We start from the raw sequence: 15,365 nt of genomic DNA, 5'->3' as shown, positions 1-15,365 counted from the left end.
CACTACGGACTACCTCCCTGTCCCGAATCCGGCACCGGCTCCGCCCCCGAGGGTCCCGCCCAGCCCGATCCCCCCGAGCTGCCCGCCGACGGCGGCGGCGGCGAGCCGCTCCTTCTGCGCGAGATGCGCGAGATACAGCTCGGCCCCACGATGCCCGGCGGGCAGATCACTGACGGTCAGCACCTTCAGCCCGATGCTGAGGCTGGCCCGGATGGGATTGAGATTGACGTCGAACGCGGACTCATTGATCGACAACTCGGTGAGCCGCACGGGCATGACGCGCTTGCTGCCCCAGGTGAAGAGGGTGAGCGGCATCTCGATGGGACTGATCTCGATGGTCCCGTTCTTCGCCAACTGCGACGCGGCCCGCAGCTTCTCGGTGGTGGGTTGCACCAGCATCTCCAACACGGCGAGCTGCGGATGAATCCCGTCGGGCGCGGCGACCTCGAACTGATCGGTCGCGTCGATCTCGGCGGTGAACTTCCATGTCTCCTGGGCGGGCCCCTTCAGCCGCAGGGCCTCATTCCGGTCCCCGCCGCTTCCGCTCCCTCCGCCGCCGGAATCACCACTGCCACCGGCGGCCTGGGGCGCGACGGAGCGTTCGAGGGTGTCGGGATTGAACTGCAACACGATGATGCGCTGGGGCGTGCCGCGCTCGGGATCGACGATGACGATCCCGGACCGGATGGGCTTGGGTATATCCGCGTAACGGGTCATGGTCCCTCGGTGGTAGCAGTGCCGTGGCGGCGGAGTCCGTCCAGTAGGACGCCAGCGTTGGCTCGTACATGGTCGACGGGGTCGGTACGGTGGATTTCCTCCACCAGGGCAATGAGTTCCGGCCAGCCGAGATAGCCGGTTGCGATGACAACGGCTTGACGAATACCAGCGTCAGGGCTGCCCGCCATGGCACGCAATTGCTCGACTGCGGCGCCACGATCAGGGGATGTTGCGGAGAGTGCGACGGCATAGAGCCCGATCAGCATGTCGTCACGATTATCCGCGTGTCGTACGAAAGACAGGGCGTCCGGGAAAGTCCAGGTCGGCACGGCATCCCTCAGCGCCGTGACGACGGACTCACAGTCTGTGCCATGGATCAAGAAATATCGCATACCAATCGGTCGATCCTGCACAAAGCGAATTTCGGTGCCCCCGTTGAGCGTCTGCCAGACGTCCACCGGAGTATCTGAACTTCGGTCTCCGACTTCGATCGCGTTCCAGTCGAATTCCCATGCGATGTCCTGGACGTCGTCCCGTGTCACCTGCGGTCGCAGGACAACCCGCTGTGATTCTTGCGGCATTTGCTGTTTCCTTCATTACGTTCCGTAGAATTTTGCAAGAGCGTCCCTCAGCTTATGACGTCCCTCCTCGAAGGCGCCATCCTCCGTGTCGCCGATAATTCCCTGGTTGTTGGTAATGGCGTTCGCCCACTGCTGGGCGAGCTGGGTCTCGCGCCGTACCAGTTCTGCGCGCTCGGCACGGGTTCCCCCCTGTGCGGTGGTGCCCGTCGCGCGCCCGGCCGCTGTCGCCTCGACGCCACGCACAGCGCGCATGGCCTTGGCCATGGACATCGGGAATCTTCCGCGCCGTCCGGTGATCTGGGTGCCTTCATACTCGGCGAGTGCTTCGTCCCACGACATTCCTCCCTGGTTCTGCCCGCGGCGTAGCAGGTCTATGGTCATGGCCGAGAACCCGACGTTCGCCGGGTTGCGCACCGATTCCCGGACGAGCATGAGCCATGCCGTATTGCGCAGAAGACGGCGATTTCTTCGGCTGAGTCCCTTGGGGAGTTTTCCGGTCCTGACGTATGTGCGCATGTAGTTGGCGATTTCCCGGTCCGTGAGTCCGCTGCGGGCCATCTTGTCTGCGATCTGAGGGTAGGCGAATACGCCTCGGGTGAACGCGTTGAGGAATCCGGGAGAGTTCAGTTCCAGGACTCTCTCGTGCTCCCTTCCGAAGATATAGGACTCGTCCTTCCAGAGCGGCGGTTTGTATGGTGCCAGGGTATGCACCGCGCCGCTCGGCGTGGAGATGTTCAAATCGGTTCCACGCTCTCGCAGATAACGTACCGCCGCAGGAATGTCGGGACCCTCCGCGACCTCTACTGGCTGCGACAGACGGAATCTGTTGAGCAATCCGGACTTTGAACGCCGCATCCGCATGGCTCGCTGCTGGATCTCAGGATGGTCCAGCAGTTCCTGAGAGATCTCGTGGACCAGAGCTCGAATCTCAGCCCCTGTCAGCCTGAAGCCGCCGCCTGCCAGCGCCTCTGGATTGAGAACTGCCCGGACGTTGAAGGACGGAAGGCCTTGGACACGGAGGTCCGTCAGCCGATACCACAGGCGCATCGCGCTGAGCGTTGAATCCAACACGATGCCTGTGGTCCCGCGACGGAACATGCGCCGCAGCCTGGGCTGGATGCGGGCCACGATCCTCCGGAGCCTGGCGTCCTTCGACTCCGGCGAATTCTCCTTCCGCCTCTGCTGGTCGCGGTGTTGGCGGCGTTGTTCCTGGCGCGTCCTCTGTTGCCGGCGTAGGAGATCGCGGCGCCTGGCGTACGCGTCGCGCATGCGGTGGGCGTTGTTGTCGAGGTCGCGGCGGCGCCTGTTGTCCGTGTCGCGGCGGCCCAGGGACTCCTTGGCCCTGCGAGTGCGGTTGAGGGCAGCCCGTACCGTCTGCCGGGCGCGGTTCATGGCCCGGGCCGCCGGAGATGTGGGGCGGCGGCGCTGTGTTGGCCTTGGGCGGGGGCGGTTCTGGGGGGTGTCCTGGTTGTTGGGGCGGTCGCGTTCGTCCCGGCGGTCCCGGTCCCGGTCGCTCGTGCGGTCGTCCCGGCGGTCCGGTCGTGGGCGCGTGGCGGGGGAGCTCTGGGGGCGCCGGGTCGTGGGGCGGGAGGTGGCGCCTCGGGAGGGGCGCGGTGGGCGCCTCTGTTCGTCGGTGGTGCGGCGCGCCTCCTGCTGGGCGTTCCTCACCTCCTGGTTCCTGGGCCGCTGATCGTTCGGCCTCGGCTGTTCCGTCGCCTGTGGCCTGTTCGGGTTGTTCGGGCGCGTGGGGTCCTGGGGGCGGGCCGGGGTCCCGGGCCTGGCCGGGCCGTTCTGGGTGTTCTGGTCGTTCGGCCGCCCCGGCCGGTTGCTTCTCAGGCCCTCCGCCACGCCTTTCAGCCGGTCGCCGACCTTCCGCACGTATCGGGCGACCCCGCTGAGGAGCGCCTGATAGGCCAGTTCCAGCAGCGCCACCACACCCGAGGCCACGGCCTTGGCGAACAGCAGACCGGCGTTGCCGCCCTTCACCGCCTTCAGGTAGTCCATGAACGCGCCGAAGGCCTGGAGGATTTCGCTCAACGCGCCCCACGCGGCCTTCAGCGCGTCGATGATCGCCAGCACCCAGCCCGCGCCGGGGATGAGCCTGGCGATGACCTTGGTGATGACGATCTCGCCGATGATGAACGGCAGTTGGGGTTGTGCCTCGGCCCACGCCTCCTCGACCATCTGCTCCTTGCTCACACCACCGTTGAGCAGAGCGTCGAAGATCTCCCGGGGGAGGCCGAGTACCTCTTGGATCTTCTCGTTGAACCAGTTCTTGACGGCCGAGATGATCTCGGAGAAGAGGTGGTTCCTGGCACCGTCCTCCGCCGAGGCCGCGGCGCCGCTGAGCCAGCCGCCCGGGTCGGTGATGATGTCGGCGGCGATCATCGCCCACTCGCCCAGGGCGTTGAGCAGGCCCAGCGCGAAGTCCATGATGGCCCCGAGCCCGCTCATGACGGCGTCGACCGCCATCCGGAGACCTTCACGCAGCACGTCGAGGAGGCCGCTGAGCATCTCCCCCAGCTGGTCGAGGAGATCGGTGACCAACTGCTGGAGCTCGTCGGCCAGCTGGTTGACCAGCTCGATCGCCGCGTCGCGGATCCGGATGATGAAGCCGCGAATCTCGTTGGCGATCTCAAGGAGCCCGTCGAGCAGGTCCTTGCCCAGCTGGATCAGGGCCTCGGTGAACTCCTCGAACAGGCCGATGATCTCCTCACGGACAGTCTCGATCCAGCCGAGGACCGTGCCCTCGAAGTCCGTGATCAGGCTGCTGATCGCCGCACGTGCCGCCCGGAAGACGCCGATGATGGCGTCCTTGAGCGCATTGAGCTTGTTGCGGATGTAGTCGAACGCCTGGGAGATCCAGTTGCCGGAGTCGCTTTTCGCGGTTTCGCGTTTGCTCCTGGCCTCCTCTTCGGCGGTGGTCCTCTTCCTGCCGATCTCCGCCTCGTCCGTCGTGCGGCGGTTCTCGACGTCTTCGTCGGTCTGCTCCTCCTTGTCCTTGACCTCCTTGCGGATCCCCTCGATCTTGTCGCTCTTCTTCGTCCCGAGGGAGTCGAGTTCCTCGTCCTGCCGCGTCCTCCACCGGGTCCGGGACTCCTCGACCTCGGTCCTGGTCCGCTCGCGCTCCGCGGTCTGGGTCCTCGTATTGGTCTCGATCTCGCTCCGGACGTCCTGCCGGTGCCGCTCCTGGGACTGCCTGAACTGGTCGTCCTTGGCCTGCCGCTTGTCGGACATCGTTCGCCGGCCGTCGCTGAACGTGCTCTGGAGTTGCGGCCCGCGTTCGTGCTCCGCGACTTCCGAGACCGCCTCCGGCGGGATCCGCCCCCCTGCCGCCGCGCCACGGCCCTGGCCCGCGCCGCCGCCCTGCCCCTGGGCACCCGGCACCTGAGCGGTCAGCGTCTCCTGCGGTACATCGGGATAGATCTGGTCCTCGCCCAGAGGGCGGCCGGCGTCGTCCCGCCCGGACGAACGGAGTTCCTGGCCCTTGGTGTCGAGTTCACCGCTCTGTTCGTCGACGCGGCCACTGGTCTCCCCTTCGAGCCCGACGCCGGGGGCCATGCCCACCGATGCCTGCGCGAGCATCTCGTCCTCGGTCGGCAGGTCGAGGATCCAGCCCACGAGGGCGTCGGTGTCGATGATGTCCCCGCCACCGACGAGGTTGCTGACTCCGTTCACGATCCCGGCGACGGCCTGCCCCCCGGCCGCCAGGCCCAGTTCGACCTTGCTCGGCTCCTCGATCTCCATCCCCGGGATCTCGCCCTCCGGGGTCTGGTCTCCCGAGACCTCCGCCTCCTCCTGCTCAGGGGCGTCGACCTGGGCTGCCGGATCACTGGAGTACGCGCCGGGCGCTGAGGCGTTCGGCGCGCCACTCAATGTCCGCGGGGCACCTGACGGCCGCTCCGTCGTCGGCGGTGCGGCCCGCAGCGCCTGATGCTCCTCACCAACGGTTCGGTCGACCGCGCTGTTCACACCGCCCAGCGCCTCAAGGGCGCGGTGCGGCTTGAGGTTCGCGGCGGTGCTGAGTCCGGCCTCCGGTGACACCTGCGACAGGTTCGGTGCGGCCGGTTCACGCTTGGTGCCGGCCGATGCGGCACCGCGTGAGCCCCTGCCGCCTCCGCCGCCACCGCCGCCCGAGGCGCTACGCGTGCCACCGCCGCCCCTGACGGTCCGTGAGGACGGGGAGCCCGACGGCCGTGAGGAGGCGGGCGCCGCCGCCCGAGTCGGCTCCGACGCCGGAGCGGCGGCGGGCTCGTCGGTGGTCGGAGCGGCGGCGGGAGCGTCCGACTGCCGCGCGTCCGTCCCGGGCTCCGGCGCGCCGCCGCCAGGGGTTTCGGCGGAGCCCCCCGCGCCCGAGACATGGGTGTCCCGGGCCGGGGAGACCTCGGTCGAGGTGTCCGTCCCGGAGTCCGGCCCGCCCGCGCGGGCGTCGCCGCTGCGGCGGGACCCTCCGGACGTGTCCGTGTCCGCCGTCGGCGCCGGGGACGTGACAGCCGTACCACTGGACGACGCACCACTGGACGACGCACCACTGAACGAAGCACCACTGGACGACGCCCGCCCTGTCCCGGACCCGGTCCCGCCAGAAGCGGACACGGTGGGCGAGCCGGACGTCGTACTGGAGGCCGTGCCGGACTCCGCGCCCGCCGAGGTCTGCGACCCGCTTCCCTCCGACGACGTGTCCTGGTTCTGGTCCTGGTCGCGTTCCGCTGTGTCGGCCTCCCGGGCTTCCGGTTCCTGGTCCGGTTCGGATCGCTCCGTCTCCCGTGCCGTGGATTCCCGGTCCCCGACCCCGGCGATCGGTTCGGCGGGTGCGGTACGGTCACCAGCCGAGCCGTCGGACGAGGGCGGCGGGCCCACCTCCTGCTCGACCGGCTTCTCGACCTGGAGGGCGTCGAGCCGCCGTCCCTCCGCCTCGGCGCGGGCGGCCGGGGAATCATGCGCGTCGCCGTCGGCGCCCATCGGCCGGGCGAGCTCGTCGTCCGCCGCGTCGGACTCCGCCGCGTCCTCCTCGTCCCGTCGCGCCTGAACCTCTTCGGCCTTGGTCCCGGGAGGCTCGGGAAAGCCCGGCATCGAAGGGTTGGTGTCCTGGCCGGGGGTGATCTTGTCCGCGGTGGGCACACCGGACACGTCGAGGTCGGACGCGGGGAGGAAGTCCTCGGGTTCGAGCGCGGTGTTCCACGCGCTGTCCTCGTCGAACGCCTTCTCCGGATCGAGCTCTTCCGGCACGCTGTCCGTACCGGACTCCGGACCCGGCGGCTCGTCCGCCAACTCCCTGTCCTGGGACCGGATCCCTTCGAGCGTGCTGCGGCTGCCCAGGTCCGCGGTCTTGAGCAGCGCGCCGGGTGCCACCCCCGCCGACTCCTGACCGTCCTTACCGTCCGCGCGACGCCTGTCCGCCCCGCGCGGCAACCCTCCCGCGACCAAGGGCTCCACGGCACCGGGCCGGTTCCTGGCAGCGGACTCCTCCTCGCTCGCCGTGGGCGCACCGCTGACCGCAGGGGCTTCCGCACCCTCTCCGGAGTCCTTCTGGCCTTGCTGCCGAGACCCGGTATCGGTCTTCTGGTCCGCGCCGGTCTTGTCGCCGTTGGCGCCGCCCCCGCCGCCCGGGCCGCCACCGCCCTGCTCCGTCGACTGCGTCGCCCGCGAGGCGCCGTCGGACGTTCCGGTCGGCCGCTGTGCCCCGGGCCCGGCCGTACGGTCATCGCCGTTCGAGGCCGGTCGTCGCGGCTCCTGTTGTCCCGGGCCGGTCGTCTCGCCGCCCTCCTGGCTCGGCCGACGCTCGGCCTCGCCCGAGGCTTCGGGTTCCCGTTCCAGCAGGTCGACGGCGTCCGGTACGGCCGCGGGGGCACTGAGGGCGTCCAGTTCGAGTGAGCCGCTTTCCTCGGCCTCCTCGACCAGATCGATCAGCCGCTCCCGCTCGGAGGAGAGCAGCCGCGGCTCCAGCCGGTCCAGCACGGCGTCCTGCAACTCGGGTGAGAATCGGCCGAGTTGCGTGCGTACGCGCCTGGAGCGGTCCTCCGGGTCGCCGCGCAGCGACCGCAGCAGACTGTTCGTCAGCCGGTCCACCAGCGTCGCGGGGTCCAGCTGCTCCTGGCGCCGCAGATCGGCGTCGACGGTCGCGTAGCGCAGCCAGCCGGGTGTGGCCTGGCCCTTCTCGACCTCTCGCGCCGCCGGTTCTCCGTCCCGTACGGACTCCCGCGCCGCCGACTCCGCCTCGCGCTCCATCGCCTGCTGCGGCAGGCTCACCGCGCCCAGGTCGCGGCCCGCGCGCAGGGCGCCCAGGCCGTCCGGGTTCTGGACCGTGTGCAGCAACTCGTGGGCCAGCAGGTGCTGTCCGTCGACCGTGCCGGGGCGGTAGGCGCCCTCGCGGAAGAGGATGTCCTGGCCGACCGCGACCGCGTCCGCGCCCAGCAGTTCCGTGAGCGCGCCCGCGTCGCGGTCGGTGTGCAGGCGTACGCGGCTGAAGTCATGGCCGAGCTGTTCCTCCAGCTCGCGCCGTACGCTCAGATCGAGCGGCTGGCCGGCGCCGCTGACGATGTTCTTCGGTTCCGGAGTACGGGACGCGGCCCGGGCCTTGCGCTTGCGCCGCTTGCCGTTCGTCGACTCGTCGCGCCGCTCCTCGGAGTGTGTCGTACTCATCGCGACTCACCCCGCCCCGAAAGTCCCGCGTGCACGGCGCGCGCCAGCGCCTCACCCAGCCGGCGTGGTGAGGTGGTCGCGGGCAGGGGCGGCAGACCGGAGAGGGCGTCCAGCCTCCGGCCGCCGTCCGCGGCCAGGGGTACGCCCCGGTCCCGTACGAGGCGGGTCAGCTCCGTCTGGAACGCGGCGGAGACCCGGTCGGGGTCGACGCGGTCGAAGCCGTCCAGGACCAGTTCGCCGATGTCCACCCGTACCGAGGGCGTGGCTGATGTCTCGTTCAGACCCATCCGTGCACCTCCGAGGGCGTCAAGGAGCGGTCCAGCTTCAGGTATTCGGTGCGCGCGGCCTCCAGCATGTGGCGCATCTGGAGGCGGTCGCCCTCCTCGGCCGCGAGGAAGGCGCCGGACAGCGCGATATTGCGGATGGAGCCGCCCGCCACGGTCAGCCGGGCCAGCTGCGCCGGATCGATGCCCTTCATCGGCGCCCGCGCGGGCAGCACCCGCCGCCAGATCTCGGCGCGCTCGGCCTCGCCGGGGAACGGGAAGTCGACGACGAAGCGGATCCGGCGCATGAACGCCGTGTCCAGCGCCTGCTTCATATTGGTGGTGAGGATCGCCAGCCCCCGGTACGCCTCCATCCGCATCAGCAGATAGCTGACCTCCAGGTTGGCGTACCGGTCATGGCTGTCCTTGACCTCGCTGCGCTTGCCGAAGAGCGCGTCCGCCTCGTCGAACAGCAGCAGCGCGCCCCCGCGTTCGGCCGCGTCGAACACCTTGCGCAGATTCTTCTCGGTCTCACCGATGTACTTGCTGACCACCTGGGACAGATCGATGATGAACAGATCCAGCCCCAGTTCCCGCGCCATCACCTCGGCCGCGAGGGTCTTTCCGGTGCCGGAGCCGCCCGCGAAGAGCGCGGTGACCCCCAGTCCCCGGCGCAGCGTCGACTCGAAGCCCCACTCCTGGTAGACGGTGGCCCGCTGCCGTACGTGCGCGACGATCTCGCGCAGAATCCGCAACTGCCGCTCCGCCAGCACCAGATCGGTCCAGGCCGCGTCGGGTTCGATCCGCCGGCCCAGCTCGTCCATGCCCATCCGGGCCTCGGTGAGCCCGGCACGCCAGGCGAGCCCGGCCGCGTCAGGGGTGTCCGCACCGGACAGCTCCCGCACGACCGAGGCACCGGCGGACCGGATCAGATGGGGCGGCAGCGAGAACTGCTCGACCAGCGACCTCAGATCGTGCTCCGACACCGCCGGCACGTCCTCGAAGGCGTTCGCCCACACCCCCAACTGCTCCTCGGCGTCCAGCGCCGGTACGGTCACCCGCTCGCCGCGCGGCCGGGCGGTCCCCCGCGGGTCGAGGCTGGAGACGACGAGCGGTACGCCCGCGCTCTCGACGAACGCGTCCGTGGCGGCGGCCTGTGCACGGTCCGGCTCGCCGATCTCCACCAGCAGCGCGGCGGGCAGCAGGACGGCCTCACGCTGCCAGAGCCGGGCCAGCCGGTCGCGTTCCGCCGGATCGGTGGGCAGATCGTCGGCGGCCAGCGCGTACAGACCGAGCCCCGAGCGGCGGGCCGCCGCGGCGGCGATATCGGCGCGGGAGCGCGGATCACCGCCGACCAGCTCGACCCGGAGCGGGGCGTACGACCCGGCGTTGCCCAGCCCCGCCGCGACCCGGTCCGCCGCCCGTTCATACGAGGCGGGCAGGGAGGAGTCCGGGGCGCTCGTACGGCGCAGCAGTCCGTGCAGCCGCGCGTCCAGATAGGGCGAGCCGACGAGGAAGTGCAGGATGCGTTCGTCGAGGCGCAGCCGGGAGGTGGTCAGCCGTGTCTCGTCGTCGAGCTCGACCAGCCGCCAGCGGCGCAGCGGGGCGACGGGCGTCAGCGCGCTCCAGTGCGGCTCCACCAGAGCGGCCAGGGCGAGCGAGAAGGTCGGGTGCGCCCGCTGGGGATCGGCGCTCGCGGCGGCGCACCGGGCGCCGGTGGTCGGCTCCAGCTCCGCGGCGGCGGCGAGCAGGATCACCTCGCGTTCGAACGCGCTGAGCCCGAAGCAACTGACGAGCGCGTCCAGGGCGCCGGGACCGGTGCCGACGCCAGTGCCAACGCCAGTGCCGACGCCAGTGCCAACGCCGGTACCGGCGCCAACGCCGGTGCCGACGCCGGTGTCCTCGGGCGCGTCGTTCTCGGTCGGTCGCGTACGGTCCTCGGCGCGCCGCGCGTGGCGGTCGACACGCGCGAGTACGGACCGTAGGGCCGCGGCCAGCGCGCGGCCGTCCGTACCGGCGTCGGCGCCGTCCGCCGCACCCCGGGCCGTCCCCTCGTACGTACCCATGTCCTCACCCGCCCCCGTTTCCCCCACGGCCCCTCAGCTCTCCGCGCCGTCTTCGCCCGTGCCGGGCTTTCCACGGGTGCGGGTACGCGTACGAGAGGCGGACGCGGCCCGCTTGGCCGCGGGCTTGGAGGCGGCGGCGGTCTTGCCCGCCGCCCGCTTCTTCGCGGGCGCGTCGTCCTTCGGCGTCGGTTTCGTCCCTGGCTCCGTGGCGGCCTCGGCAACGCCTGACGGCTCCACCGACGGTGCCTCCGCCGTCGGCGGCACCGGCGCGCCGGGCGCCCCGAACGGCAGCACCCGCACCGTCCTTCGCTCCACCGGCTTCGCCGGGACCGGCTTCTCGCGGCCCTCGATCAGGATCAGCGAAGCCTGATACGCCACCGACAGGGTGTACGGCGTCTGATGGAGCATCCCCCACAGCTTGGACGTCTCATCGATGTCCATCACCGTCGGTGTGAAGCGGACCTTCTGCGCCGACGCCGCCAGATCGCTGCCCGCCAGATACGGACGTTCGGCGGCCAGTTCGATCAACTCATGCGGCAGGACGGGAAATTCGTGCAGAGTCCGGATCACGCACCCGATCAGCCGCTGACCGACGAGCTCCGCCTCCTCCCCGTACGCGCTGATCAGATAGTGCAGATCCAGCGCCGCGGCGGGCCGCTTGACCAGCGTGCCGTCCGACGCGCGCGTCGGCAGATCGGTATGGCGCATCGAGGCGTTCGGAGTGACCTGGTACAGAAACACATGGACGGTCGGCTCGGCCGGTGGCTCGGCCGGTGGTTTACGGGTCTCCACCTTGACCGCGATATCCATCTCGGGCCCCAGATTGCTCTCGATCAGCAGCGCCAGGGCCTGGGTGACCGTCGCGATGGCAAGCGCGTTGCTCATGGCCTCAGTTCCTCTTCTCGCCGCGCGACAGATAGTCGTCCAGGGTCAGCGCGGGCGCGCGCCGGCCGGTGCGATCGGTGCGCTCGGCGGCTGGGGAGCGATCCCCGCCGGGCGGCGGCGCCGCGCTCACTTCGAGCCGGCCGATCTGTACGTGCACGACGCGCTCGGCCTGCCTGGGCGCGCGCCGTCCCACCCCGTTCGGCGTGGCGCCCCGGGCGGCGGCGGTGTCGGCGCCGCGCGGTCCGAGTCGCGCGGGGGCGGCCGGGGGAGCGGGGGCGGCGGCGCGCGGCGCGGCGGCGGGCGCGGTGCGCGGTGTGCCGGACACCGAGGGTGCCCCTGGGCGCCGTGGCGCGCGCGGGCTGTCGTCCACCGCCGGACGCGGCGCCGGATTCCGGTGGGACAGCGGCGGGAGCAGCGGCCCCGTGGCCGGTGTGGCGACGGCGTCGGCGGGACGTTCGGGCGCCTCGCCCGGACGCGCCGCCTCGGTCCGTACCACCGTATGCCGGTCCGTCCGGACCTCGCGCTCCCGGTACGTGAACTCGGGCGGAGCGGCGGCGGGTTGGGAAGCGTACGGGATCAGCGCGGCAGGCTCGTCGGGTTCCCGCGGGCCGGACCGCAGCGCTTCCGCCCGCTCGTACGGGCCGGGCAGCCGGGGCCGGACCCGCGCCATGCCCCCGACGCCGTCCGCGCCTGCGGCGCCCACGGCACCGGCCACCCCGGGCACCGGCGTGTACCGGGCGAGCAGCCGGTCGAAGTAGTCAGGCATCCGTACACAGCTCCAGGTAGTAACGACGCCGCAGCGGGCTGAGCGCCAGGATCTCCGGTTCACTCCACCCGTAGGCGCTCGCGAGCAGATGGACGTCGAGCAGTAAGTCCCGTGCCCAGGCGTCCAGTTCGGTCCACAAATACGAGGTGATGTCCAGTGCGGCGGGGGTGGCCCCGCCGCACTCGGGGCAGTTGACGTTCAGCGTCACATCGGCCGCCGGATCGGCCTCGGCCGCCTTCTCGGCGAGACGCCGCTGTACGTCCGCGGGCAGCAGCGCGGCCAGCCGCTCCGGTGGCACCGGCTCCCCGCCCCGTACGGCCGAGACCGCGCAGCGCGCCACCAGCAGTCGACGGGCCTGCGCCGCGTCCGGTGCGGAGCCGGCCGCCGCGAGGTCGGCGACGGTGGGCAGCCGGAACTCCACCACCCAGTCGCCTTCCTCGACACGCAGCGGTCCCTCCGGTGTCCGCCCCCGCACACCCAGCGACGTCGCGTCGAGATCGAACTCCATCGCCTCTTCGCACGACGCGCACTCGACGCGGACCTGCATGCGCTCGCCGAACAGCGCCCGGCGCAGCGCGAAGAGATCCGCCTCGCGCGTGCCGACCGGCATCGACAGCAACTCGTCGGTGCCGGTGCCCGGGCGGGCCGCCCGGTGCAGCAGCAGAGACCGTCCCGCGTCGTGCTGCGCCAGCCCGGCTTCCCAGGTGGCGAGCAGCTCGGCCGGCCCCGTCGGCGTCATCGCTCATTCCTCCGGTGTGCAGGTGGTGTCGGTGGTGCGTCTCCCCGTGGAGAGGTGGTGCGTCCGCGCGTGAAGAGGCGTCGCGGATCAGGCCGGATGAGTGAACGACGGCTCTACCGGCTCCTCCACCTCGTAGTCCCGCTCCCAGCCCTCGCATTCGAGCTTGACGCTCTGGATGGCGACGGCGTTCGCGTTCGCGTCCAGCTCGCCGAGCACCTGGTACTCACTCACCCAGGCCCGGTAGAGCTTGTGCGAGACGGCCACCTGCCCGGCCTCGTTGAGGACCTGGATGATGATGTCCTTGCGGAAGTCGCGCAGCGAGACCTCCGAGCCGAGCCCGGCCCCGACCTGCCAGACCTTGTTGGCCCAGCGGTCGAACTCCGGGTCGTGGGTGACGCCGCGTTCCAGCGTGACCCCCTCGAACTCGGAGCGGCCCGGCGACTTCCGCGGTGAGCTGGGGTCGCCGCCATGGCGGTGTTTGACCACTTCGGTGGTGCGCTTCAGCGGACTGATCTTGCTGACGCCCGCGACCGTTCGACCGTCCCACAGGACCAGGAACTTGAAATTCTTGTAGGGGTCGAAGCGATGGGCGTTGATCTGGAACTCAGCCATCGGTTTCCTTCGTGTTCCTTTTCCTCGGTTACGACAGGTCGAACTGCCCGGCCACCTGCTGGATCTTCACGATCACGAACTCCGCGGGCCTGACCGGCGCGATGCCGATCACGACATTGACCACTCCGCGCTCGATATCCGCCTCGGTGGTGGTGTCCTTGTCGCACTTGACGAAGTACGCCTCGCGCGGTGTGCCGCCCTGGAAGGCGCCCTGCCGGAAGAGATCGTTGAGATAGGCGGAGGCCTTCAGCCGGATCTGCTGCCACAACTGCTCGTTGTTGGGCTCGAAGACGACCCATTGCAGACCGCGGTAGAGACTCTCCTCGACATGCAGCGCGAGCCGGCGCACCGGCACGTACTTCCACTCGCTGTCGAGCGCGTCCGCGCCCCGCAGCGTACGGGCGCCCCACACCAGCGGGCCGACCACCGGGAAGGTGCGCAGACAGTTCACACCGAGCGGATTGAGCAGTCCGTTCTCCCGGTCGGTGAGCTTGACGGTCAGCGACCGGACACCGGCCAGCCGCGCCTCGGTCCCCGCCGGCGCCTTCCAGACGCCGCGCTCGCCGTCGGTGCGGGCGATGACACCGGCGATGGCCCCGGACGGCGGGAAGGGGCGCAGCCGTCCCGTGAGCGGGTCCGTGAGCTGGAGGTGCGGGAAGTACAGCGCGGCGTGATCACTGCGTACGGGGTCGAACGCGCCGATCCCGGCCCGCGCGGCGTCCACGCTGCCCCAGGTGGACGGCGAGTCCACGAGCAGGAAGATCCGCCGCTCCCGGCACAGCTGCTCGGCCGCGGAGAGCACGGTGACCATGTCCTCGGTGGACTCGTACGCCGAAAGCTCGGGCAGGGCAAGCAGATTGACATCGTCCACATCGCGCAGCGCCTGCACACCGGTCTTGCGCGCCTCGCTGCCGATGAGATCGCGCGGTCCGGGCGGATCGCCGTCCTTGCCGCCCTTGAGCGGGAAGACGGGCGGATTGACCGACGCCTCAAGGCCCAGATCGTTGGCGCACTCGCCGACGAAGCGCACCACGTCCTCGGGGTCGAGGGAGCCGGCGACGACCTGGATCCTCCGGCCGAACGCCGTGACCTCGGCGCCGGCGAAGGTGTGCTTCCCCGGGGCGTCCGGGAGCGAACGCAGCTTGCGTTCCAGCAGGAGGGCCAGTTCCGTGACGGTGGTGGGCGCCTCGCCGTCGTGATCGGGATCGTGGAGCGTGAACTCACGCTCCACATCACCGATCTTCACCTTCAACTCGACGTTCAGATCGGGCAGTTCCGCCGCGAAGGGCTTGGAGACCGTGCCGGAGGGGTCGGGCCTGTCCTCGTCCAGGGCCTTGACACGAACGAGGGAGGAACCGGCGTTGACGACCGTCTCCACGAACCGTCCGTGGCCGGTGTTCATCGACAGACCGGTGAAGGTCTCGCGGGCGTCGCCGCGGGCGTCGAGGATCCGGAGGTTGAACGTCTTGTCCGGGGTCGGTGTGTCGTGGTCGACGGCCACCCGCAGTCCCGAGCCCCAGACGCCTGGCTCCTTGGCGCGTACCTCAAGCACCGGGCACTGACTGTGCCCCTCGGTGGATTCGAGTGTGACACGGGCTTCTTCGCCGGTGCCGGCCTTGGCCACGCGCACGATCACCGCGACGGAGCCGCCGTTGCCGAAGAACTGATGGACGGCGTGGCTGACCGCGCTCTGGGAGGTGAGCCCGCCGAAGCGACGCTCGAAGTCCGCGAAGCTGGTGATCCGCACGGGTTGATTGAGCGGACCCCGGCGGGTGTGCCCCACGAACGCGGTCACCGAGGTGGTGACCGAGGCGATGGTACGGATGCTGCTGGGAAGCTCTTCGATGTATACGCCGGGATAGCCCATGTGCGTCGGCATTCCCCCTCCATTCCCTTCGCGCACCAAGAGATGAGGAGGGGAAGTGAAGGGGTTGCGTATATATGTCGAACTCGCTTACGCGTTCCCCGTTGTTCCCCCGTCACACACCCCGTGCGATATCGGTCTCGCAGGGCCATCCGCATGCGTATGCGAATGGCGCATGCGCACGCGTCAGTGGCTCCTGATGCATGAGTGCCGCTTGCGAGTCTGGATTG

The 15,365-nt window shown here is 70.3% G+C and carries 10 protein-coding genes; all 10 read right to left on the bottom strand.

From position 1 onward, the window contains the following. Positions 1–9: 9 nt before the first annotated feature. The 10 genes from ABTZ59_RS13370 to ABTZ59_RS13325 all read right to left on the bottom strand — a co-directional run bounded on the left by ABTZ59_RS13370 (position 10) and on the right by ABTZ59_RS13325 (position 15,150). Complete coding sequence (locus ABTZ59_RS13370) at positions 10–717, bottom strand: hypothetical protein (RefSeq protein ID WP_351395405.1); 708 nt, start codon at positions 715–717, stop codon at positions 10–12. Then, positions 714–1,298: a HEAT repeat domain-containing protein gene (locus ABTZ59_RS13365; protein WP_351395402.1), complete on the bottom strand. Its 585-nt coding sequence runs from the start codon at positions 1,296–1,298 to the stop codon at positions 714–716. The genes ABTZ59_RS13370 and ABTZ59_RS13365 overlap by 4 nt, the downstream gene beginning before the upstream one ends. Positions 1,299–1,313: 15 nt before the next feature. Continuing rightward, entirely contained in the window at positions 1,314–7,940 is a 6,627-nt protein-coding gene (locus ABTZ59_RS13360) for an eCIS core domain-containing protein (protein ID WP_351395400.1), read from the bottom strand. Then, on the bottom strand, positions 7,937–8,227 hold the full coding sequence (locus ABTZ59_RS13355) for a hypothetical protein (RefSeq protein WP_351395397.1): 291 nt from the start codon (positions 8,225–8,227) through the stop codon (positions 7,937–7,939). The genes ABTZ59_RS13360 and ABTZ59_RS13355 overlap by 4 nt, the downstream gene beginning before the upstream one ends. Beyond that, complete coding sequence (locus ABTZ59_RS13350) at positions 8,218–10,269, bottom strand: ATP-binding protein (RefSeq protein WP_351395395.1); 2,052 nt, start codon at positions 10,267–10,269, stop codon at positions 8,218–8,220. The genes ABTZ59_RS13355 and ABTZ59_RS13350 overlap by 10 nt, the downstream gene beginning before the upstream one ends. Before the next feature lie 33 nt (positions 10,270–10,302). After that, entirely contained in the window at positions 10,303–11,154 is an 852-nt protein-coding gene (locus ABTZ59_RS13345) for a Pvc16 family protein (protein ID WP_351395392.1), read from the bottom strand. A 4-nt stretch (positions 11,155–11,158) separates the two neighbouring features. Beyond that, positions 11,159–11,920, bottom strand: a complete 762-nt coding sequence (locus tag ABTZ59_RS13340) for a hypothetical protein (protein ID WP_351395389.1) — start codon at positions 11,918–11,920, stop codon at positions 11,159–11,161. Continuing rightward, the gene (locus tag ABTZ59_RS13335) at positions 11,913–12,659 is read right to left on the bottom strand and encodes a T4 family baseplate hub assembly chaperone (protein ID WP_351395386.1); all 747 of its coding nucleotides are present in this window, start codon (positions 12,657–12,659) and stop codon (positions 11,913–11,915) included. The genes ABTZ59_RS13340 and ABTZ59_RS13335 overlap by 8 nt, the downstream gene beginning before the upstream one ends. Before the next feature lie 87 nt (positions 12,660–12,746). Then, complete coding sequence (locus tag ABTZ59_RS13330) at positions 12,747–13,271, bottom strand: phage tail protein (protein WP_249950016.1); 525 nt, start codon at positions 13,269–13,271, stop codon at positions 12,747–12,749. 28 nt (positions 13,272–13,299) lie between these two features. After that, the gene (locus ABTZ59_RS13325) at positions 13,300–15,150 is read right to left on the bottom strand and encodes a phage tail sheath C-terminal domain-containing protein (protein ID WP_351395382.1); all 1,851 of its coding nucleotides are present in this window, start codon (positions 15,148–15,150) and stop codon (positions 13,300–13,302) included. Positions 15,151–15,365 lie beyond the last annotated feature (215 nt).

The organism is Streptomyces sp. NPDC094034, from assembly GCF_040303865.1.
Taxonomy (GTDB): domain Bacteria; phylum Actinomycetota; class Actinomycetes; order Streptomycetales; family Streptomycetaceae; genus Streptomyces.
This window is presented reverse-complemented; position numbering and strand designations above follow the sequence as displayed.

Bases quoted from the DNA above. Each gene is read 5' to 3' on its own strand.
- ABTZ59_RS13370 (WP_351395405.1), bottom strand. From the start codon at position 717: ATGACCCGTTACGCGGATATACCCAAGCCCATCCGGTCCGGGATCGTC.
- ABTZ59_RS13365 (WP_351395402.1), bottom strand. From the start codon at position 1,298: ATGCCGCAAGAATCACAGCGGGTTGTCCTGCGACCGCAGGTGACACGG.
- ABTZ59_RS13360 (WP_351395400.1), bottom strand. From the start codon at position 7,940: ATGAGTACGACACACTCCGAGGAGCGGCGCGACGAGTCGACGAACGGC.
- ABTZ59_RS13355 (WP_351395397.1), bottom strand. From the start codon at position 8,227: ATGGGTCTGAACGAGACATCAGCCACGCCCTCGGTACGGGTGGACATC.
- ABTZ59_RS13350 (WP_351395395.1), bottom strand. From the start codon at position 10,269: ATGGGTACGTACGAGGGGACGGCCCGGGGTGCGGCGGACGGCGCCGAC.
- ABTZ59_RS13345 (WP_351395392.1), bottom strand. From the start codon at position 11,154: ATGAGCAACGCGCTTGCCATCGCGACGGTCACCCAGGCCCTGGCGCTG.
- ABTZ59_RS13340 (WP_351395389.1), bottom strand. From the start codon at position 11,920: ATGCCTGACTACTTCGACCGGCTGCTCGCCCGGTACACGCCGGTGCCC.
- ABTZ59_RS13335 (WP_351395386.1), bottom strand. From the start codon at position 12,659: ATGACGCCGACGGGGCCGGCCGAGCTGCTCGCCACCTGGGAAGCCGGG.
- ABTZ59_RS13330 (WP_249950016.1), bottom strand. From the start codon at position 13,271: ATGGCTGAGTTCCAGATCAACGCCCATCGCTTCGACCCCTACAAGAAT.
- ABTZ59_RS13325 (WP_351395382.1), bottom strand. From the start codon at position 15,150: ATGCCGACGCACATGGGCTATCCCGGCGTATACATCGAAGAGCTTCCC.